This is a genomic window from Kribbella sp. DT2, from assembly GCF_049844575.1.
In the GTDB taxonomy this organism is placed as follows: domain Bacteria; phylum Actinomycetota; class Actinomycetes; order Propionibacteriales; family Kribbellaceae; genus Kribbella.
Genome location: NZ_JBNCLH010000007.1, coordinates 217500 through 238251, shown reverse-complemented (window position 1 = coordinate 238251; position 20752 = coordinate 217500). Strand labels below are relative to the sequence as shown.

Sequence of the window (20752 nt, the reverse complement as noted above, 5' to 3'; positions counted from 1 at the left end):
AAGGACAGCTCGATGGAAACGCTCCCACGACAGAATTGCAAGAGCTCACTCAGGTTCGAACATCACACCAGCGTGCAGACCGGGCTTGGAGTGCTGAAGCTGCCGGCCGGCGCCAGGGTTCCAGTCTGTTCGTTTCTGTGGAAGGTGGTGATCGTGTTGGAGCGCTGGTTGGAGACCAGGAGCAGGGTGCCGGTCGGGTCGATCGCGCAGTGCCGCGGCCAGTCGCCGCCTGCGGACGGCGTCGCGAGGCGGTTGAGCGCCGCTCCCCCGTCCTCGACGGCGAACACGGCGATGCTGTTGTGGCCGCGGTTGGTAACGTAGACGAAGTTGCCGTCGGGCGAGACGACCACCTCGCCGGGGTAGTTCTGCGGCGTGTTCGTGGGCGCGGCCTGGACCGGCGTCCCTGGCGTCAGCCGACCGTCGGCGTACCCGCACGGGACGACGGTGCTGTCGAGCTCGTTCGCGACGTACGCGTACCGGCCGTTCGGGTGGAAGGCCAGGTGGCGTGGTCCGGCGCCGGCCTTCAGCTTGGCCTGGGCGACTTCGGTCAGCTTGCCGGGCGCGGCGATCGTGTACGTGTAGACCGTGTCGGTGCCGAGATCGACCGACAGGATGTAATCGCCGGTCGGGTCCTCGACGACCTGGTGCGCGTGCGGCGCGGCGCCGACGTGCTTGACCAGATCGGTCCGGGCGTCGAGGCTGCCGTCGGCCTTGACCGGGTGCACGGCGACGTCACCCGAGCCGTAGTTGGCGCTCAGCAGGTACTTGCCGTCCGCAACGAGCGCGAGATGGCACGGGGCAGATCCACCGGTGGACTGGCGGTTCAGGACCCGGAGCTTGCCGGGGGCATCGATCGCGACGGCGGTCACGCCGCCGTCGGTCTGCTCGTTGACGGCGTACAGGAAGTTTTTGGAGGGCGCCATGATCAAGAAGGACGGCTCCTGGACACCGGTCAGCACGCCGGTCGACGTGATCGCGCCGCTCGCTGCGTCGTACGAGGCAAGGCCGATGCCGGGCCCGCCCGCGGACGTGTAGGTGCCGATGTAGAGGGTCTGCTGGTCGCGGCGGCCGGCGAAGGCCGGAGTGATGCCGGTGAGAGCTGCCGCGGCGGTGAGACCGAGGAAGGTGCGTCGGGTCGTAGTCATCTGGGGACCTCCGTGGGGCGGACGAGGACTATCGAAGGGTAGCTTCGAAATCACCTCTCTGTCACTCGCCGCGCACGGTGGGTGGTCAGAACGCGTCGACCCCGGTCGCCTCGACGGACCAGGCCCACAGTCGCTTCGCGAGCTCGGGGTCCCGGGCGGTGCTGGTCGGGGTCGCTGGCTTCGGAGCGCCGCGGTAGCCGAGGAAGCCGGGCCCGACGAACGAGCCGGACCGCAGATCGGGCTGCGTCGCGGCGTACAGGCTGGGCCAGGCGCCGGCAGCGGCCGACTGAGCGACCAACCTGGTGGCGGCGCCGAAGACGCGGGCCTGGAGCTGGCGCCCGGCGAGCTCGGCACCGGCGGCCTGCAGGTGCGTCGAGGCGTACCCGGGGTGCGAGCCCGCGCTGACCAGGGTGTCGCCGGCCCGGCGGCTCAGCTCCAGCATGAAGAGCAGGTTGGCGAGCTTGGACTTCCCGTACGACTCCCACTTGCGGTAGCCGCTCTCGGCGGTGAAGTCGGCCTTGCTGATCCCGCGGACCGTCTTGTGCATGAACGAGCTGACCGTGACGACCCGCGGCTGGTCCGCCTGGCGGAGCAGCGGCATCAGCCGGGCGGTGAGCGCGAAGTGTCCGAGGTGGTTGGTTCCGACCTGCAGCTCGAAGCCCTCCAGGGTCTGCCGGTACGGCGTCGCCATCACGCCGGCGTTGTTGACCAACAGGTCGAGCCGGTCGTACGTCTTGGCGAGCTGCTCGGCGGCGTGCTGAACGCTGGTGAGATCGGCGAGGTCGAGCTCCACCGTCTGCGGCGCCCTGCCCGCTCTGGCGGTCAGCTCGGCAGCGGCCTGGGCGGTCTTGTCCGGGTTGCGTGCCGCGATCACGACGTCGGCGTTGCGCCTGAGCAGCTCCAGGGCGGTGGCGAAGCCGATTCCGCTGGTGGCGCCGGTGACGAGGGCGTGCCGACCGGTCTGGTCAGGGATGTCCGCGGTGCTCCAGCTCATGCGCCCACAGTAGCGGTGGGCGCACGAGCCGGCGTCGTACGGCGTACGTCGTACGTCGTACTAGAGGATCTTGCGGGCCTTGAAGGCCGTGGTGACCTGGTCCGCGGTCGCCTTGCCGTACAGCAGGCGGGCCGCCTGGACCGTGACGCGTGCGGCGTCGGCGAAGCTGGTGTCGGGCGCGTAGAAGAACGTGCCCTGCAGGATCACCTTGTTGGCCTTGGTACGGCCGAGCGCCTTCTGAATGTCCCAGAGCGCGTTCGACCAGATCTCACCGTCGTCGTGCACCTCGCCGACGATGTCGTCGGTGGTCTTGCCGGTGTCGGTGCGCCGCAGGCAGTGCTTGGGACCGTCGGTGTACGACGTCGCGTCCCAGTCCATCACGCACGGGATGTCGTAGTTCTTGCTCACCGGCATCGACTGCTGCACGGCCCAGTAGTCGCCGAAGCCCTCACCGATCGAACCGGCCTGGAGCGACTCACCGAAGCCCGGAACGACGTCGTCCTGGATCGCGTGACCGTACTCGTGCCAGATCACCTCGGCGTCCTCGGCGTCGTCGACGCCCCCCTCGCCCATCGTGATCACGTCGACCGACGGGTCGTAGAAGCTGTTGTCGCCGTCGAAGGTGTTGATCGAGAAGTCCTGCGACTCGTTGTTCACCTCGGTGAAGCCGAGCGAGTGGATGTACTCCTGGGTCTGGTTGACCTGGTAGTACGCCATCACCTGCTCGAACTTGTCGTTGGCGCGCTGGTACACGAACGTGTTGTTCTTGTTCTGCGCCACCCCGCCCTTGGCCTCGGCGATGTTGACGTAGGCACCGTTGAGCTTGCCCGAACCGTCCAGGTTGCGCAGGATCACGTTCTTCTGTGCGAGGAACAGGTCGTTCTGGTTCTTGTCGTTCTGGTCGGTCAGGTTCTCGTTCTTCAGCGTGACCACCGGGTTGGGGTCGAACACCGAACCCTTGCCGTCGACGTTGTCGCTGATCACCTTCGACTCGACGACCGCGCCGTTCTTCGCGTCGACCAGCGACCGCGTCACCCCTTCGGCCGACCGGGACGTCACGTTCCACACCAGACGGGCGTTCGGCCCACCGACCACCGCGAGCTGCGCCGCACCCTGCGTCGCCGCCGGCGTCGGCGCCACACTCTTGTTCGGCTGCGCGATCCGGTTCCGCGCCGCCCGAGCCGTCACCGCGGCGTTCGCCGACTTCGTCGCCGTTGCCGACGGCACCTTCGCACTGACGTCCAGCGACGCCGGTACGGCGTCCCGCCCGTCCGCGACCTGCACCACCTTGCCCGACTTGTCCAGGTGCTTCGCGTAGTACCCGTTCACCACCGGCAACCCCTTGAAGGTCTGCTGGTACCACACGTGCTGCCCGAGCAACGAGTTCTTCGTCTTCACCAACTTCAAGTTCGCCGGCACCGCCTCCGCCGGCGCCGCCCCCGCGGACCCCGTGGCCGACAACCCCAACCCAGCAGCAAGCACCCCCGCAGCCACCGCCGCGACCGCCTTACGCTTCGTCATCTTCTTCCCTCCCATGAACTTACGTGGTGACCCGACTACGATCCGTCGCGACCCTAGTTCGCCCACCACCACCTTGGGAAGCAAAACCTCCGGTCCTCCCACCTCAACAAGGGAAAACCTGGTCCCCTCCCCTGGCCGACCGCCATCCCCTGCCCCTGACGCACATCAGCCCGACCCCCGAAGGGATCGAGCTGGTGTGTCCCGCGCTTACGGCTGACGAACCTGCAACAGCAGAGCCGACAACGTAGCCACGAGCGGCAAAAGCCCCGGTGAGAACACCGCGATCACAGCAACCACAATCAGCACAATCCGAACAGCCTGCCGAAGCAGCCCGGTCAAACTGACCATCAAGGTAGTCAACGCAACCAAGTTGGCATTCCAACGCTCAACCTTCTTGTCGAAAGATGTGCGCTTGGTACGGGTGTTAGCGGCAACCATAGGATCTGACTCCTGAGGACAGGTGAAAGATCGCCAAGGTTGCGCGAACAACCACACGGCGAATCGATCACAAGTGAGCGAAAGCACCATGTGGTACTTCTGTTTAGAAGGTCAGGTTATCAATCTGGCCTTCCTGGCGCCATCGCCCCCGGCCAATCAGAGTATGATTGTCCGCATCAGCCGAGGTGCGCGAACACCGTTGACAGCTGATGAGACCGCGGCGCATTTCTGGATCTGACTCCGTGCGCCGCGGTCTGCTACGTCGGGCGCCGCCCCAGTCTGGATCGTGGCCGGGTGTCAGAAGCGCTGGATGTAGTTCTCCAGCGCTCGGATGCGCTCTGAAACCGATGACTGCCCGCCGAGCCAGTCCGGCTGGGTCATTGCCATCCGCCTGGAAACCTCCTGGTGCTGCCCCTGCCAGCCGTAAAGCACTTCCAGCAGCTTCCTGCCGTGTCCCATGTCCGCCACCGCACGATCAGCCATCCGCTGATTCCAGTGCGCCAGGCCTCCGAACAGGAAAGGAAGCAGCACCGGCGACAGGTAGAGAAGTGGAACCATGAGGCTGTCGTAGAACACCAAGGCGAAGAGCAGGATCCCGATGTACGCCATCAGAAGGAACCCGACAATGGTGCAGCCGATGGCCGGGATGGTCCGGCTCAGCTTCAGAAGCTGTCTGACGCCGAGCGCAACGAGTCTGGCCGGGACTGAATACCAGAGCGCCAATCTGCTGATCCAGGTCCGGCTGTGCAGGTGACTGGCCAGATCAAACGCCAAGACAGCCTCGAGATGACTGGGCGGGAGGGTGTACATGGCCCAGCCTGTCACCGTGACGGTGTTTCCAGCAGCGACGCCTGCCGTGGCGCCGTCTGCGTTCTGGATCCACAAACTGTAGTCGTTCATGTCGAGCCCGGACCGTGTGGCCACCGCATGCCAACTCGGCATCAGCCTTTGCCCCTCGACCATGGTCGGCTGGCGTAGCCCGAACAGGAAGCGCGAGAGCAGAAAGTCCATTCCTCGCCAGAACACGATGATTCCGGACACCAGCCAGACGACGATCAGGATCCAGGTTGCGTCCTCCGCGCCGAACAACTGGCAGAACCAATAGATGATGAAGAAACTGGCCACCGCCCAGATCGCACTGCCGACGATTTCGGACAGCAGTAGTCCACCGCCGCCAGGACCGTGGGAGCGCATCGGCTGCGGTTGCCCCGGTCCCCGGATCGGCAACCGCGGATTGACGCCGCCCGTCCCGTCGACCGGACGCCGTGGCTCACCGCCCATCGGCCCCTCTGGTCGTTCGGCCCCGCCCTCAACACCACTCATTCAAACGCCTCTGCCATCAGTAGAGCGACACATGAACATGGTCGAAGTGCCCACCAGTCGCATTACTCGGATCATAGATTCCGCCGCCGTTGTACGGCTTCCACTGCCCAGTGCGGGCGCTCCAGATTTTGCCGTACCAGATGAGGTACCTGACTCCGGTCGTTCCAGCGGTTTGAATGGTCCAGTTCGCAATCCGGTCGCCCTTCGCGCGCACCGCGGGCGCACGTCTTCCGTCACCGCCGACAAAGACGTCGCATGCTCTGCCCTTGGGGTGGTCGCTCGTCGGGTTCCAGACGTGGGCGTCCCAGCAGCTCATCGACGGGTTTGCCAGATTCGTGCGTGCCGCCGAGATCCATGCTGCCGTCCGGGCGGTCACCATGCCTCCGGTCCCGGTGGGATCCGAAACGGTCGCTTCCTCAGGCGGCCAGACGCCGTTCACGGGCCGTCCGGAGATCAGCCCACCACCGTCGTCACAGTCTTCCAGGGCTGACACGGTCTCATTTCCGGTGGGCGCACCGGGGGTCGCAATCTTGCCGCCGCCGTAGGGATCGCCGGCTCTCTCGAGATCAATGCCGGCCGCGGCCGCGATCCTCCGAGCGGCGTGCTCGTGCCGCGCGTAGGCATTCGGGAATGCCGAGACCTGAACTGCCTGCGCCGCCTCGGTGTAGGACATCGACGGCCAACCATTGATGTCGACCAGTCCGGGCGGACTCGGAGGCTTCGGGCCACCGAAGAATGCCTCGGCGGCGTAGGTCGGGTTGAGGATCTGGGCGACCGTGCCCCATCCCGCAGAAGGACGCTGCTGGAACAGACCCACAGAGTCCCGGTCGCCGTAACCGATGTTCTCCAGCTGCGATTCCTGCAGGGCCGTCATCAGTGCGACCAAGGTCGCCCGTCCGGGCAGACCTCGGCTGACCGCCACGTTGTCGATGATCTTGGCGAAACCCACCTGGCGTTGTTGCGTGGATGCGTCAACCGGTGGATCGTCGGCTCGACCGGTGTCGCCCAAGGGACAGCCGGCCACGAATCGGTCGCCAGCAGCGCCGAACGGCAAAATAGTGATTACGCCCAGCAGCGCCACCAAGGCGACTGCTCCGGCAGCCTTGAGCGCAACCGACCGCGCACCGGCCAGTCCACTGGATCCTCCAGCCATGAACATGGAAATCACCCGTCCCCGTTGCTCATGGCCCGGCGCCGCCGTTTACATCGCTGATGACCCAGGTCGCGCCCTCTGGAATCGTGGTGATCACTAGTGGGAGCTGAATGCGGCTGGGTCGCTTGCCGGTGATGTCGATCGTTATGGTGACCAGCCTGCTGATCCGTGTCGGGGTGTCGACCGGGGCTGAATCAGGCCGTGGAGGAGTCACGACAACGTCTGCGACGGTGGACTTGCCTCCGTCGGTCCTCAATGCCTCGTAGGTGCTGTCACCCGCCTCCGTCAGACTTTCGCCGACCTCATCGGTGATGTACGGCTCGGTCCGCGTCACCAGATCCGCGTATGCCTCAGCGGATGGATCCCGGGTGTAGAACGTTCGGGCCCAGCTCGTGACCACATCGGTCGCAGCAGCGGTCGCGACTGCAGAGGGGCGTTCGGTCAGGACAGGCGGCGTCGAGACCGAGTTAGATGGAGTCAGCACCTCTGATGGAGTGCCCGGGCTCGGACTTCCCGTCGCAGCAGGTCTTTCCGGCTGAGGCGACGGCGCCAGCATGCCGACGTCCTGTCCTTCCTGCGGGTCGTCCCTGCCCAACAACCGGGACAGGCCACCACCGAAGCCCAGCACGATGATGGCAAGGATGACAATGGCAACGACCACAGTGACGGGGCTGGTCGGTTCCGCCCGGCGTTGGTCGCGCAGCCAGGCCATGCGTTGTGCATGGTCATCTCGCCGCCAGGAACGCTTGGCCTTGCGCCGCTCATGCCTCCCGAGGTCGTCGAGCTCGTCCGGGTACGAGTAGTCCGTGCTCATGACGTCCCGCCAACCGGACGGCTCGTCTGGACGCAAGTCGTCCGGCCGGGTGGAATCATCTGCGGCATCCCGGTCGGTGCCGGCCAGCCTCCGGTCGCGATCCCGTTTCGTCATGGTCGATTCACCTACGCGTTGGCACCATGACGGTCACTCCGTCTTTGGTCACGCTCGAGTACTCGCGGAAACGCCGGGGCCCACCGCTCGCCGGCTTGCGCCGTTCGCGAAGGGTCTTCGGTGGCCCATCTCGCAGACTCGCCGAAGGGGTGTGGATCCGAGGCTCGAACCGGCTGCTGGAAGCAGCAGTTGTCTTCGGTTCACGCGAGTGCCGAGCACGCCGACTCTCCGTGGACGCGCTAGTACCCCCGCCTGTGCTCGACGTTGTGGCGCTACCGCCTCCGCCACCGCTGGGCGCCATCCCCACCGCAATGGCCCGACGTCGTCCCGAACCGGAATCCGACTTCATCGGGGTCGCCGAGATCGAGGTGGCCTGGACGACCCGCGGCTGATCCTTCAGCCGTCCCAGCAAGCTCTCCTTCCGGCTTCCTGCACCGGCCCCACCGGACGCACCGCTCCCCTCGATCGCTCGACGATCGTGTGTCGCGCCGAGTTCGTGCGCTTGGCGCTGTCCTGCCACCATCGGCGAGCCACCCGATGCGTTGACGGCAGGTGCCTGGCGGAAGACGCGGACCGCGGTCGCGCGCTCGACGGACGGATCGCCGCCTCCGCCGCTCTTCCCCGCGCCCCTCTCGGCAACAGCAGGGCTTGCCGCCCTGCTGCCTACTGCGCCCATCAGTCTCCGGACCGCTGTCACGGCACCGCGGCGCGCCAATCCGCCCATCAACAGACTGCCCGAACCTGGTCGCATCATCGTGCTCATGCTCTCGAAGAGACGCCGAAGCCGGAATCCCGCGATCAGGACCGCGATCGCCAAACCGCTGACCGGCAACCATCCGATCGTGTCGGTCAGGCCGAAGACGGCGGTCACCAGCGCAAGCGTCGTGGAGAACACCAGCAACGCCAAGATGGACTGTAAGACCAGCCCTAGCAGGGCTTCGAACCAGTTCATTGCCCACTGCCGCGGTCTTCCCGGTATCGCCCACAAACACGCGAAGAGGACGCCCACCACGAGCAGGAGCATGCAGCCGACAAACGCCATCAACGCAGTGAAAGCCAGCGACACCGTCAGGAAGGCGAACAGCGACGCGGCGATTGCTCCAAGGGTCAGGACACCGACCCGGCCGAACGGGTTCTTACCTTTCGCCCACTCGACTGTCGGGGCACTGCCGCCACCTTCGGCCTTGCTGATCTCGTTGTCGATGTACTCGTTGCGAGCGTCGCCATCGGTTCCCTTGTCGAGGATCGCCTTCCCGTAGCGCTCACACGCCGCTAACGATCCGAACTCGGCCACGCACCATGGAGTGGCGGCAAACGCACGCCACGTCGCATCGCCGGACTTCCTCAGCAGGGTGTCCTGCTTGGTCCCGGCGAAGCTGGGCTGAGGCCAGTCGATCGGTGTCTTGATCGTTCCGCCGAGGACCTCGGTGGATGTGCCCACGACAGCGTCGGCGCCGACCTGCCTGGCGCCGTCCACACCGTTGAGCCAGGTGTTCGGAGCGACGGCGAAACTCGTTGCGATGAGACCTGCGGCGAACACCCAAACCAGCTGACCCATTGCGCTACCACTGGCGCGACGTTGGGCGTAAGCGGCGATTGCGCCGAAGGCGAGTGCTGATGGCAGGAGCCAGCCGACCAATTCGGTGTTGACATTGCCGATCGCCGACGAGGCGGTGTCAGTCAGCGACTTGATGTCGGTAAAGGAGAACAGCCACCAACCGACCGAGATCGCGCCTCGGGTGATCGCGATGATGTACATCATCACCATGTGGGCATAGCCGTTGAAGACACCCTGAAACGGGTCACGAAGGCTGGACTCGAAGTCCAACCCGTAGACCATCGGGCTGTACTGCTCGAAGAGGGTTCGGGTGTCGCCGTGGGTGAGGTCTGGGGTGGGGAGGAGGTCGCCGAAGCCGGTGGGGTTGGTGGGGCCGGTGTCCGGGTCGGCTGCCAGGGCTACCTGGGCTGTGACGATGAAGGAGACGGCTGTGACGGTGAGCGCCGTTCGGAGACGGCGCGTCCACCTCATCCGACGTGCTCCTTTTTGGTGGGGGCGTCGTCGGGGGTGTACATGGCCTTGTTGTAGCCGGGGTCGTCGGCTTCTTGGTCGTAGACCTCGTCGGGGCCGATCGGGGAGTCGTGGTGGGTGGGGTGGGGGGTGTGGCCGTTGCCGTTGGGGGAGAGGGGGGCGGGGGCGGACTGCTGGGCTACCGGGGGGTGGGTTGCGGGCTGGGCCACCGGGGTGCCGTTGGGGGTGGGGCTAGGAGCGGTGGCTGCGGGGGGTGCCGCGGAGGGCTGGGGGGCAGGGGTGTCCTGGGGGCCCGCTGGCTGAGCTGGGGGGCTCTGGGGCGGGATGGCTTGGGCAGGGGTGGTTTGGGTGTGGGCGGCCTGGGCTGGGGTGTCCTTGTAGCGGGGCGGCTGGGCCTGGGTCGCCTGGGCTGGGGTGTCCTCGTAGCGGGCGGCCGGGGCTGGGGTTTCCTCGTAGAGAGGGGGCTCCGCGGGGAGGTCCTGTACGGGGGCGTCCTGGAGGGGGTCGGGGTCGACGGTGGTGTGGGCCTCGGCCTGGGCTGTGGCGGTGGCGGCTGGTTCGGGGAGGAGGGCGTCCTCTTCCTCGTCGTCCGCGAAGGGGTCGATGTCTTCGGGGAGGGTGGGGATGGGCTGGGTGGGTTCGAGGGCGTGCTCGGACTCCGGGGTGGTGCGGAGGAGGTCTGCTACGCGCTGGCTGGGGATGTCGATCTGGACGGTGGCGACCTCGTCCCAGCGGTCTCGCATGATGCAGTGGCCGTGGCGGATGGACTTGCCGTTGGCGGCGGTGTTGATGCCTCGGACGAGGGTTTGGTACGGCGCGGTCTGCGGGCGGCCGAGGAGCTCCAGCAGGGAGTCGACCTGTTCGCGGGAGCGCAGCGAGAAGGCGAACAGGGTGGTGATCTGCTCGACCAGGCCGGGGAGCTTGAGGATGGAGGCGGGGTCCTGGGTGTCCAGGACCAGCGAGGCTCCCAGGGCTCGGCCTACTCGGGCGATGTAGTCGAGGAAGCTGGCGCCGTCGGGGGTCTTCGTCAGGAGGTGAACCTCGGGGACGATGACGACCTTGGAGCGGCCGCGGAACTCGCGGCGGCCCGTCGTACGGACCATCCAGGCCAGGCAGCCGCGCAGGCAGGCCATGCCGACGCGTTCGATCGGGGACCAGGACTCGGGGGCCGACTCGGGTGAGGGCAGGGTGAGGCCTGGCATCTGGACGACCCAGAGACCTGGGTTCGTGGTCAGCGACGAGAGGCCGGACGGTGGGCCGGCGACGACGGAGCCGAGGCCCGTCTCGACCAGGTCGCGGAGGGCGAAGCCGACCGTACGGGTGGTCTCGGACTCGGACGCGCAGAGGCGCTGGATGACGCCCCACGACGACGGGTCCGGGGACTGGATCTCGGCGCGGGTGGCCGCCATCACCGGTGCTTCGGCGGCGCCGCGCAGGTGCGGCGGGAGCAGGAGCATCAGCTGGGACGGCGCCTGCAGCAGCGCGTCGTCGACCGGGAGCACGCGGAGCAGGTCCGCGGCGCCGGAGAACTGCGCGGTGATCTCGATGACAGCAGTCGGTACGCCGTACTCGGCGGCGACAGCGGAGACACCCGCCGCGTCACCCTTCAGGTCGAGCAGCGGCACCCACGCCCCGGCGAACGCCGAGTCGAGGCCACCGAGCATCGCGGCCGTCGTCTTGCCTCGGCCGGATCGGCCGAGGAACAGCGTCGTGGTCGCGTCGCCGAGCGCCGAACCGGCGGCCGCGTCGAAGCGGACCAGGCCCGGCGTCGAACCGGTCAGGTAACCGATCGAGGGACCGGTGGCGTCACCGATCGACGCGCCGCCCCAGAACCAGGAACCGAAGAACGCCGTCGACTCCCGGACGTGCCCGAGGTCGGGCACCCGGAGCTGGTCGCCCGGCAACGATTCCAGCCACAGGTCGCGCTGCTCGTCGGCGCCGGCGGCGACGGTGATGCCGCGGTCGGCGTAGTGCGCGACGACGGCGTCGACGTACGCCTCGAGGTCCTCGCGGGTGTCCGCGCTGACCAGCAGGCGCGGGTGGTCCTCGACCAGCGTCAGGCCGGAGCGGTTGATGTCGCGCTTGACCTCGCGCATGATCCGCTCGGTCTCGACGATCTCGTCGGCGGTCTCCTCGGCGGTGCCCTTGGCGGCCGAACGGCGCTGCTCCTTGGCCGACTTGCGGGTCTCGTCGACCAGGTGCCGCGCGGTCTTCTTGGTCAGCACGCGGAAGCGCACCGACGCCTCGACGGTGACATCGATCTCGTCGCCGTCGTCGTCGATCGCCTTGATCTCCGACAGCGTCCGCAGCCACTCCCCCGCGCCCGGGGTCTCGAGCTCCTCGGGGAAGTCGGTCATCGCGAGCACGGTCGTGTACGCCGCGATCTGGCCGCGGGTGTCGTAGATGCGCAGGTGGTCGGTGTACGGGACGACTCGTCCGGCCGTGAGGCGGGCCAGCGAGGCGCCGGTGATCAGACCACGGCGAGGGGCGGCGACGGCGCCACGGTGCATCTCACGGCTGACCAGCCACGAGATCACCTCGGCCGGCGCGGTGTGCGCCCGCCAGACCGTCGAGCCGAGCTGGCGGGCCAGCTTGCGGACCCGCTCGTCCAGGTGCGCGAGCTCGCGCGCGCTCACGCGCCAGGACGTCGTACCGAGGGCGTCGCTGATCGAGCCGCGGACCTGCGCGGTCGCGCGCGGGTCGCGGTCGCTGAGGTGGACGCCGAGCGCGACGTACCGCTCCGGCATCCGCATCTCGTCGATCCGGTCGGCGCGGGTCTGCGCCCAGGCCTCGTGGTCGCCGAGGCGGTAGTGGCCGGAGATGCTGTCGATGTAGTCCTGGCCGGTCGAGCGGCCCCAGACCACCTTGAGGTGGCTGAGCCGGTCGCCGAGGATCGTCGCGGCCGCGCTCACCGCGGCGTCAAGGGCTGCGTCTTGCTCGCCCTCGGTCGCCAGGTCGGTGTTCGCGACGGAGATCAGGAACCACGCCTCCGCGCTGCGCTCGGTGACCAGCAGGCCGTCGGCGATCGCGACCAGGCGTGGCGGCGGGAGACCGCGTTCACGGCCGACGCCGACCAGGTTCAGGAGCTTGTCAGCGATCTTCATGAGTGCCCCTCGCTCTTGTGTCGGCCGAGACCCGACGACGACGTCCTGCGACTGACCCTCTGCACGTGGTCCGCACCGAGGAGGCGGGCCCGCTGGTTCACGGTGATGTCCGCACCGGCGCGGACCTGGGGGTCGAGCTCCTCCACGACCTCGCGCTCCCACTCCGGGGTCACCCTGGCCTTGGCCAGGCCGGCCACCTTCTGGGTCGCGACGCGCTCACGCCATGGCAGGTACTCCGTCTTGTCCGCGGCCCGGGCGCCGAGCCCGATGATCGGACGGTGCGCGCGCAGCGCGTAGCGAACGGCCAGCGCCCACTCGGTCACGCGCCGGCGGCGTTCGTGGTGCTTGCCCGCGCGCCAGCCGAACGCGGTGATCACGAACGGCGGTACGACGTACAGGCTGACGGTCGATTTCATCGGTACGCCGATGATCGGCACGAGCAGAGCGATCCAGACCAGGATGATCACCGCGCCGAAGATGATCATCCTGCGACGGGCGCCCTCTCCTAGGTCGATCCCGAGCAGGTCGTACTGCCGGGTCTCGATCTCGAAGTGGTGGGTCAGGGTCCGGCCGACGCGCATTCAGTTGCCCCCGGAGAGCAGTCCCCAAAAGCCCTTGAGCACGTTGATGGTCTGGTTGTTGGCGTAGATCAGCCCGCCGACCAGCACACCGGCCGCGATGTGCCCGAACAGCTCGCCCCACTCGCGCTTGAAGTAGTGCCCGATCGCCCGCAGCACGAGGATGGCGATGAAGATGTTCCCCGCGACGACCAGGACCCAGTCCTTGAAGTCCGCGCCGGTGGGGACGTTGGGGTCGGCCAGCGGCGCGGCGAGCTCCACGATGCTCGCTACCAGTTGAGTCGTGATCATTGCGGTGTCTCCCTTGGTGCTCCGGTCGTGCGACGGCGGTCAGCTGTGGTCATCCGACGGCAGCCACTTGCCATCGTTGGGCTCCGTCCGCGGCGACCGTGCGCCGGAGCGTGAGCGTGTAGGTCTGGTCGAGGGTGGTGTCCCCCGTACCGTTCCAGGTGACGGAGCCGGTCGCCCGGCGTTCGTCATCGTTTCCGGTGAAGACCTGCCAGTCCTTCAGCTTGCCGAGCTTCACCGCACCGTTCAGGCTGCGGATCGCGGCCCCGGGAGCGGCGACCGCCTCGACCTTCGCGTCGGACTCGGCGTAGGCGCTGAAGAAGGCCTCGGCGTCCCTGAGGGTGGCCGCGGCCAGATCGTCGTCCGGTACGCCGGCCTCCGGCATGTTGTCGGGCAGCGCCACCCGTTCGTCGGCGACGAACGTCGGCGGCCCGCTGGCGATGACCCGCGACGACGTACGAGCGACCGGCACCGAGACGCGCTGCCAGCTGTAGGCACCGCCGACGAAGGAACGCCCCTGCTTGGTGAACGGACGCACCTGCACCCGGACGTCGACGACCGCCGTGACACCGCTGGCGTCGACCTTGACCTCACCCGGGTACGCCGCGTTGGCGGTCTGCTTGCCGCGGCCGTTCCAGCCGGCCCGGGCGTCCAGACCGGCGGCCAGGTCGATGCCGACCTGGGCCGGACGGGCTTCCGGGTTGCCTTCGTCCCAGTTGAGGTAGGACACGGCGTACCGGGTCGCGACCGCGCGGGCCTCGTCGGCCGGGAAGCCGGACTGGTTGACCACGGCCCCGTCGTTGGTACCGGTGGTGGGCCGCACCCAGGAGCGGACGCCGCTGATCGCGGCGAGCAACAGGACGGCGACGACCAGGCCGCGGAAGAACCGCCGGGCCCAGGTCGAGAACGAGGACTCCGGCTCGGTCGCCCACGGTGTCTGGCCCGGCTCCTCGGGCCCACGTGGCGGCTGGGGTGCCGCGTGGGCGCCGTGCGGGGAGCGCTGGCGCAGGCGTTCGGGGGGTCGCTGGCCGGGAGCTGTGGCCTGCTGCGGCGGCTGGTTCGCCGTACGGGGTGTTTCCGGGCCCTGAGGGCGGCGCGGAGGCGCCATCACCCCGCCGGCGGCCGACGGCGGTGCGCTGTACTGCGCGGCGACGCCCTGTGCCTGGCGAGGGGTGGGTGACACCGGGCCGTCGGGGTGCTGCCACCACTCCGGTGCGGTGTTCTGCGGACGGCCCTTGGGCTTCTTCGTCCGCCGCTGGTCCGACCAGTGCTCACCTTTTGGCGGCAGATTCAGGACCGTTCGCCACCAACTCATCTCTCCCCGCCCCTCAGACAGCAGTTACGCGGACAGTAGCCGGGAGGATACGGCAAGCGACTGTCCATCGGGAGTCCTGGGACCAGGATCCGAATGCTCCATCGCTCCCCGCAGCCATACTGTTACCCCACTCGGGGGCAGATGCACACTTCCGATCGAAGCGTGACACCTTCGGTACCGTCGCCATAGCTCCTCTCTCATGCCCGACCGGCTCGATCAGGCAGCGCAAACCATGCCACACGCCGCGGACAGGTTCGAAAGTCCGTGCGAAGGACAGGGTAGAGAATCGATTCAACTGATCACGCAGTGTAGTCGATGCCCGTACCAGCCTGTGGAAAACTCTGTCGTGGCGCAGGGTCAAAGTAATAGGTTCTAAGTGACTTCGCTGACCCTTGTGGCAGCACCCTGAAGGACTGGTGGAAGGACTGGCATGGAGACTCGACGGCTGGGACGGCTGGAGCACCGCAGTTCGGTCCTCATCTACGGCGCCGCGGCGCTCGGAGGGGTCGATCAGGACACCGCCGACGCCTCGATCCAGGAGGCGCTGGAGGCCGGCGTCAACCACTTCGACGTCGCCGCCGACTACGGCGACGCGGAGCTGCGGCTCGGGCCGCGAATGGGCGAGATCCGGGACCGGATCTTCCTCGCGACCAAGACCGGACGACGCACGTACGACGAAGCCTGGGCGGAGATCAACCGTTCGCTGGAGCGGCTGCAGACCGACCGGGTCGACCTGATCCAGATGCACGCGGTCTGCGACTTCGAGAACCTCGACCTGGTGACCGGGAAGGGCGGGTCGCTGGAGGCCGCCGTACGGGCCAAGGAGGAGGGCATGGTCGGTGCGATCGGCATCACCGGGCACACCGCGCAGGCGCCGGCCGTGCACCGGGAGGGGCTGCGGCGGTTCGACTTCGACTCGGTGCTGACGCCGCTGAACTACCGGCTCTCGACCGACCCGCAGTACGCCGACGACTACGCGGCGCTGGTCGAGGCCGTGCAGGCCTCCGACGCGGCCCTGATGACGATCAAGATGATCGCCCGGCGGAACTGGCACGACGGCGAGGAGAAGACGTACGACACCTGGTACCGGCCGTTCGACGAGCAGCGCTACATCACGGCCGCGACGGCCTGGCTGCTCAACGGGCACCCGGAGATCACCGGACTGGCGACAGCCGGCGAGACCCGGCTGCTGCGGCAGATGGTGACCGCCGAGAAGGAACGGGCCGAGCTGACACCGCAAGCGGCTGCGGCGATCCTGGACGAGGTCCACGACTACGCGTCTCCGTTCGTCGACATCCCGATCTGATCCCCCTACCGAACACGGCCCGCGCCGGGCTGGGAAGGGCAGATCCCTCGGTGGGGCAGTGTGCCCCGGGACGATGCGTTCCAGTCCGGCGTCTCGCCGCACGTGAATCAGTTGTTCGGTTGAGGCAACTGATCGGATGGGTCGGTCGTCGTACCGGGCGGTCGGTGCGGAGGGTGTTCGAGGCAGTGCGAGGTGTGAGCGCGCGGTGGGATGTGTGAGGCTGGTACGGCGCTTGCCGGGGTACCGGGCCGGCCGTGGGAACACTGGCGGTGCCGTCGGTGTTGAACAGCGCGTATTCCCTATTCTTCGGAGGTCGAAGTGGCAACGGTCGAGCTGTCCCAGCAGAACTTCGACGAGGTCGTCGGTTCCGACGGGCTCGTCCTGGTGGACTTCTGGGCGGAGTGGTGCGGTCCGTGCAAGATGTTCGGACCGGTGTTCGAGAAGTCGTCGGAGGAGCACTCCGACATCACCTTCGGCAAGGTGGACACCGAGGCCCAGGTCGAGCTGGCGCAGGCGTTCGAGATCCGGTCGATCCCCACGCTTATGGCCGTCCGGGACGGCGTCGTCCTGTACTCGCAGCCGGGTGCGCTCCCGGCGCCGGCGCTGGAGGACCTGATCAGCCAGCTGCGTGCGGTGGACATGGAAGAGGTCCGCGCCCAGATCGCGGCCCACGAGGCCGAGCACGGCACTGAGCCGCACACGCACTAGTTTCTCGCAGCACAAAGGCCCTGGTCCCGTCGAAACCGACGGGACCAGGGCCTTGTTGTCGTACGACGAGAGCGTGGTTCCCAGGTGCTGGTGGGAACCACGCTCTCGGGACCGGTCTCGGGGTTGCCCGGTCGGGTGGTGCTACCGCCACAGGGGGCGGGTGGTGCGCTCCGTCCCGGAAGGGACGGGTTGCCGCTCAGGGTCGAGCGGGTGGTGCCGGGCCGGCTCAGGCGCAGCCGGGGCCCGTTGTTCTGGTCCGCCCCGCATGGCGGACTTGGTGCTGCCCACTCCAGGCGCGAGTGGGGTGGTGCTGCCGCCCGAAGGCGGGTGGTGCGCCGCTCGCAGGGAACGGGTGGTGCTTCCGCTCCAGGCGCGAGCGGTGGTCGTGCCCGTGCAGGGACGGGCTTGGTGCTGCCGCTCGTCAAGGGTGAACGGTGTTGTGACTGTCCACTGTTGAGTTGAGCGGTGGTGCGCCCGCTCGCTGCTGAACGGGTGGTGCCTCCCGCGCAGGGACGGGGAGTGGTGCGCCTCGCCGAGGGTCCGGCGGGGGTGGTGCGTCCCGCCGAGGGTCCGGCGGGTTCCTGCTCCGCCGACGGTCCGGCGGGGTGGTGCGTCCCGTTGAGGTGTTACGGGAGTGGTGCGCTCCGCCCAAGGCATGGCGGAGGTGGTGCGCCCCGTTTTGAGGTGGACGGGGGTCGTGCGCTCCGCCCAAGGCATGGCGGAGGTGGTGCGCCCCGTTTTGAGGTGGACGGGGGTCGTGCGCCGCTCGAGGAGAGAGCGGGTCGGGCGCCCGCGCTGGAGGCGGGTGGGGCCGGGGCAGAGATCTCTGGCCGGCCGGGGTGGGTCGTGGCGGTGAGGTGTCGCCACGGCCCGGGTCAGGGGCGGGTCGCTGGGTGCGATCCGCCGCGAAAGTCAGCGGAGTGGGTCGAAGGGCGCCAGCTCGGCGGGGCGGCGGCCGGTGGTGATGGTCTCGGCCAGGAGCTGACCGGTGACCGGGCCGAGGGTGATGCCCCACATCCCGTGCCCGCCGGCGGCAAAGACCCGCGGGGACGAGGTGGCACCGATCAGCGGCAGGCCGTCCGGCGTACAGGGGCGCGGTCCCACCCACTCGTCGGTGCGGGCGTCCAGGTCGGCGTCACGCAGCAGCGGACGGGCGGCCTCGACGATCGCGTCGATCCGGCGCGGGTCGAGCTTCGCGTCGGGCTTGCGGAACTCCATCATCCCGGCCACCCGGAGGCGGTCACCCAGCGGCGTGCAGGCGATCCGCTGCGCCGGGAAGTACACCGGTCCGGCCGGTACGTGCTCGATCGGGACACTGAACGAGTACCCCCGACCAGCCTGTACGACGGTCCTGACGCCGAACCGCCGCGCCAGGTCGCCGAGCCACGCGCCGGTCGCCATCACGACCGCGTCGTACTGCTCGCTCTCGCCGTCGGCGGTGACCACGCGGGTGTCGCGGATCCCGTCGACGATGTCGGCGACGTTCGCGCCGGTGAGGATCCGGCCGCCGCGGGCGACGACCGAGTCGGCGAGCAGCTTGACGTAGTCGCCGGGGTTGATGAAGCGCTGGCCGTGCAGCCGGATCGCCGCGCCGATCTCGTCCGACAGAGACGGCTCGATCTCCCGGGCGTCGTCGCCGGTGATGGCCTCGAACTCGATGCCCTGCCCGGCGGCGTGGATCTGCTCGATCTCCTCCAGCAGCACCGAACGTTCTTCAGCGGTCCGGTACGCCGCGAGGAACGACTTGGCCTCGTACGTCTCGGCCTCGACACCGGCCTTGGCCAGCAGGTCGAAGGCGCTCAGGGACTGCCGGTTGATCGGGACCAGCGACTCCATCGCCGTCTTCCAGCGCCCGGCGGTGCTGTTGCGAGCGAACCGGGTCAGGAAGGACAGCAGCCGCGGGCTCGCGGTCGGCGGTACGTAGACCGGCGAGGACGGGCTCAGCACGGCGCGTACGCCGTACTTGAGCACCGCGGGCTCCGGCAGCGGGGTCGCGAGACCCGGCGTGAGCCAGCCCGCGTTGCCCCAGGACGCTCCCGCGGCGACACCTTCACGGTCGTACACGGTGACCTCGATGTCGCGCTCCTGGAGGAACCAGGCGGTGGCGAGGCCCACCATGCCGGCGCCGACAACGGCGACCCGGTCGGGGACGATGTGTGTGGTTGAACCAGCAGCGACCATGTTTCGATGGTGCGCCGGTCCCGGAGCGCTGTCATGGTGCGATCGCACCACTGCTGGAGCAAATGACAGTGCGCAGAGCACAATAACCTTATGATCACCGCGCCTGACCTGGTCGTTGCCGTCGGCCCAGCCCTGTTCGAGACCGTCATCGCGGGTCAGGGCGACGGTGAGGTGCGGGACGTTTTCCTCGCCGATCCGCAGGAACCGGCGACCGGTGGCCCCGGTGACCTGGTCCTGGGGCTCGGTCTGCGCAACGCCGAGGAGGCGGTCGAGCTCCTGGAGCGCTGTGCGGCCGGCAACGCGTCCGGCGTCGTACTGCGGACCGGTCTGGCGCGGGAGCCGGAGGTAGTGGCTACGGCGGAGCGCTGGCTGCTCACGCTCATCGCACTCCAGCCGACCGTGACCTGGGCGCACGTGGTCTGGCTGCTCCGCGGAGTGATCGACCGGGCGGCCGCACCGGACTCCCCCGCCGCTGGGGACGCCGGAGTCCACCAGGAGCTGTTTGCCCTGGCTGACGCGGCCGCTGCGATCGTGGACGCGCCGGTGACCATCGAGGACAACCAGTCGCGGGTGCTGGCCTACTCCTCCCAGCAGGACCTGTCCGACACCGACCCGACCCGGGTGTCGACCATCGTCGGGCGCCGGGTGCCCGCTGAGGTCATCGCCCACTTCCGGGCGCGGGGCATCTTCCGGCGGCTGGCCCGGTCGAGTGAACCGTTCCTGGTGCCCGACGGGCCGAACGGTATCCGCCCGCGGCTCGTCGTACCGGTCAGGGCTGGTGGGGAGTGGCTGGGCTCGATCTGGGCGGTAGTAGACGGTCCCGTAAGTAAAGAGGTCACCGAGGAGCTCAGCAACGCCGCATCGGTGCTCGCACTCCACCTGCTGCGGCTGCGGGCACAGGCAGACGTCGCCAGGCGGTCAGCGATCGACCGTCTGCGCACTGTGCTCAGGCAGTTCTCCCCAGAGGCGCCGGTTGAGGTCAGACTCCCGTCGGCGCCCTGGCGGGTGGTCGCACTGAGTTCACCCGACGGGTACGACGTACCGCAGCAGCTGGACCTCTGGGAGTCGCTGGGCCGCCGCCACGGCTGGAGTGAGCCGCTGCTGGCCGACCTGGACAGCACGGTGTTCGCCGTGGTCTCCGACGGTGAGGCAGTCCCCGGCTCCTGGCGCTGGCTGCGCAAGCTGGTCGGCGACCAGGCCAAGGACACCCCCGGTACGGCGGCCGCCGCCGGAGGTCGCGCCCGCTACCCCGCTGACCTCCCGAGCTCGCGGGCCGAGGCGGTGGAGCTTCTCAACCTCGTACGGCGTGGTGTCGCGCGCGGTCCGGCGCTGCGGGTCGAGCAGGCCTGGCACGTGCTGACTGTTCACCGGGCGGTCACCTCGCTCGACACCACCAAGATGGACGGGCCGCTGGCCACGCTGCTGCGGCACGACATCGAGAACGACACCGCGTTCGTCGACACGCTGGAGGCGTGGCTGAACCATCCCGGACAGCCGCAACAGGCCGCGAAGGACCTGCACCTGCACACCAACACCCTGCGGCACCGGATGAAGCGGATCGGGGAGATCGCGCGGCTCGACCTGGCGGACCCGCGCGAACGGCTCGCGCTGCAGCTGCAGATCGCGTCGGTGCGCACCGAGCACTGAGACGTTCGCCACAGCGCTACGTAACAAGGCTTCACATTCCGGCAATCGATGGGCAACATCCGGGTGGAAAAGTACTGATCACGAAGACGTCCCA

The 20752-nt window shown here is 68.4% G+C and carries 16 protein-coding genes; 3 read left to right on the top strand and 13 right to left on the bottom strand.

The genetic code is table 11. The annotated features are described in order from the left end of the window. Window positions 1-62: 62 nt before the first annotated feature. From ACLQ2O_RS28660 to ACLQ2O_RS28605, 12 genes are all read right to left on the bottom strand, one after another. The gene (locus tag ACLQ2O_RS28660) at window positions 63-1145 is read right to left on the bottom strand and encodes a lactonase family protein (protein WP_425837123.1); all 1083 of its coding nucleotides are present in this window, start codon (window positions 1143-1145) and stop codon (window positions 63-65) included. 85 nt (window positions 1146-1230) lie between these two features. Further along, entirely contained in the window at window positions 1231-2139 is a 909-nt protein-coding gene (locus tag ACLQ2O_RS28655; RefSeq protein ID WP_425837121.1) for an oxidoreductase, read from the bottom strand. A gap of 60 nt (window positions 2140-2199) precedes the next feature. Next, window positions 2200-3660, bottom strand: coding sequence for a M36 family metallopeptidase (locus tag ACLQ2O_RS28650; RefSeq protein ID WP_425837118.1), 1461 nt, complete (start codon window positions 3658-3660; stop codon window positions 2200-2202). A gap of 207 nt (window positions 3661-3867) precedes the next feature. Next, window positions 3868-4188, bottom strand: a complete 321-nt coding sequence (locus tag ACLQ2O_RS28645) for a hypothetical protein (RefSeq protein ID WP_425837115.1) — start codon at window positions 4186-4188, stop codon at window positions 3868-3870. Between the two features lie 207 nt (window positions 4189-4395). Next, window positions 4396-5421, bottom strand: a complete 1026-nt coding sequence (locus tag ACLQ2O_RS28640; RefSeq protein ID WP_425837112.1) for a hypothetical protein — start codon at window positions 5419-5421, stop codon at window positions 4396-4398. Between the two features lie 16 nt (window positions 5422-5437). Next, on the bottom strand, window positions 5438-6580 hold the full coding sequence (locus ACLQ2O_RS28635) for a hypothetical protein (RefSeq protein WP_425837109.1): 1143 nt from the start codon (window positions 6578-6580) through the stop codon (window positions 5438-5440). Window positions 6581-6602: 22 nt separating this feature from the next. Then, window positions 6603-7502: a hypothetical protein gene (locus ACLQ2O_RS28630; RefSeq protein ID WP_425837107.1), complete on the bottom strand. Its 900-nt coding sequence runs from the start codon at window positions 7500-7502 to the stop codon at window positions 6603-6605. Window positions 7503-7509: 7 nt separating this feature from the next. Next, the gene (locus tag ACLQ2O_RS28625; RefSeq protein WP_425837104.1) at window positions 7510-9531 is read right to left on the bottom strand and encodes a hypothetical protein; all 2022 of its coding nucleotides are present in this window, start codon (window positions 9529-9531) and stop codon (window positions 7510-7512) included. After that, window positions 9528-12635 carry an ATP-binding protein gene (locus tag ACLQ2O_RS28620; protein ID WP_425837101.1) on the bottom strand — a complete coding sequence of 1036 codons (3108 nt, stop codon included), beginning with the start codon at window positions 12633-12635 and terminating at the stop codon, window positions 9528-9530. Before ACLQ2O_RS28620 ends, ACLQ2O_RS28625 begins: the two co-directional genes overlap by 4 nt. Beyond that, window positions 12632-13216 carry a hypothetical protein gene (locus tag ACLQ2O_RS28615; protein ID WP_425837098.1) on the bottom strand — a complete coding sequence of 195 codons (585 nt, stop codon included), beginning with the start codon at window positions 13214-13216 and terminating at the stop codon, window positions 12632-12634. Before ACLQ2O_RS28615 ends, ACLQ2O_RS28620 begins: the two co-directional genes overlap by 4 nt. Continuing rightward, window positions 13217-13504 carry a hypothetical protein gene (locus ACLQ2O_RS28610; protein ID WP_425837095.1) on the bottom strand — a complete coding sequence of 96 codons (288 nt, stop codon included), beginning with the start codon at window positions 13502-13504 and terminating at the stop codon, window positions 13217-13219. A gap of 49 nt (window positions 13505-13553) precedes the next feature. Next, a complete protein-coding gene (locus tag ACLQ2O_RS28605) occupies window positions 13554-14816 on the bottom strand; it encodes a hypothetical protein (protein ID WP_425837092.1) in 1263 nt (420 codons plus the stop codon). Between the two features lie 430 nt (window positions 14817-15246). Here ACLQ2O_RS28605 and ACLQ2O_RS28600 point away from each other — a divergent pair, with 430 nt between their 5' ends. Both ACLQ2O_RS28600 and trxA read left to right on the top strand, forming a co-directional pair. Further along, window positions 15247-16122 carry an aldo/keto reductase gene (locus ACLQ2O_RS28600; RefSeq protein WP_425837089.1) on the top strand — a complete coding sequence of 292 codons (876 nt, stop codon included), beginning with the start codon at window positions 15247-15249 and terminating at the stop codon, window positions 16120-16122. Window positions 16123-16440: 318 nt separating this feature from the next. Continuing rightward, on the top strand, window positions 16441-16830 hold the full coding sequence (gene trxA / locus ACLQ2O_RS28595) for a thioredoxin (protein ID WP_425837087.1): 390 nt from the start codon (window positions 16441-16443) through the stop codon (window positions 16828-16830). 912 nt (window positions 16831-17742) lie between these two features. Here trxA and ACLQ2O_RS28590 read toward each other — a convergent pair. Then, on the bottom strand, window positions 17743-19011 hold the full coding sequence (locus ACLQ2O_RS28590) for an NAD(P)/FAD-dependent oxidoreductase (protein ID WP_425837084.1): 1269 nt from the start codon (window positions 19009-19011) through the stop codon (window positions 17743-17745). 90 nt (window positions 19012-19101) lie between these two features. On the opposite strand from ACLQ2O_RS28590, the gene ACLQ2O_RS28585 reads away from it, so the two are divergent. Next, window positions 19102-20658, top strand: a complete 1557-nt coding sequence (locus ACLQ2O_RS28585) for a helix-turn-helix domain-containing protein (protein ID WP_425837081.1) — start codon at window positions 19102-19104, stop codon at window positions 20656-20658. The last annotated feature ends 94 nt before the right edge of the window (window positions 20659-20752 follow it).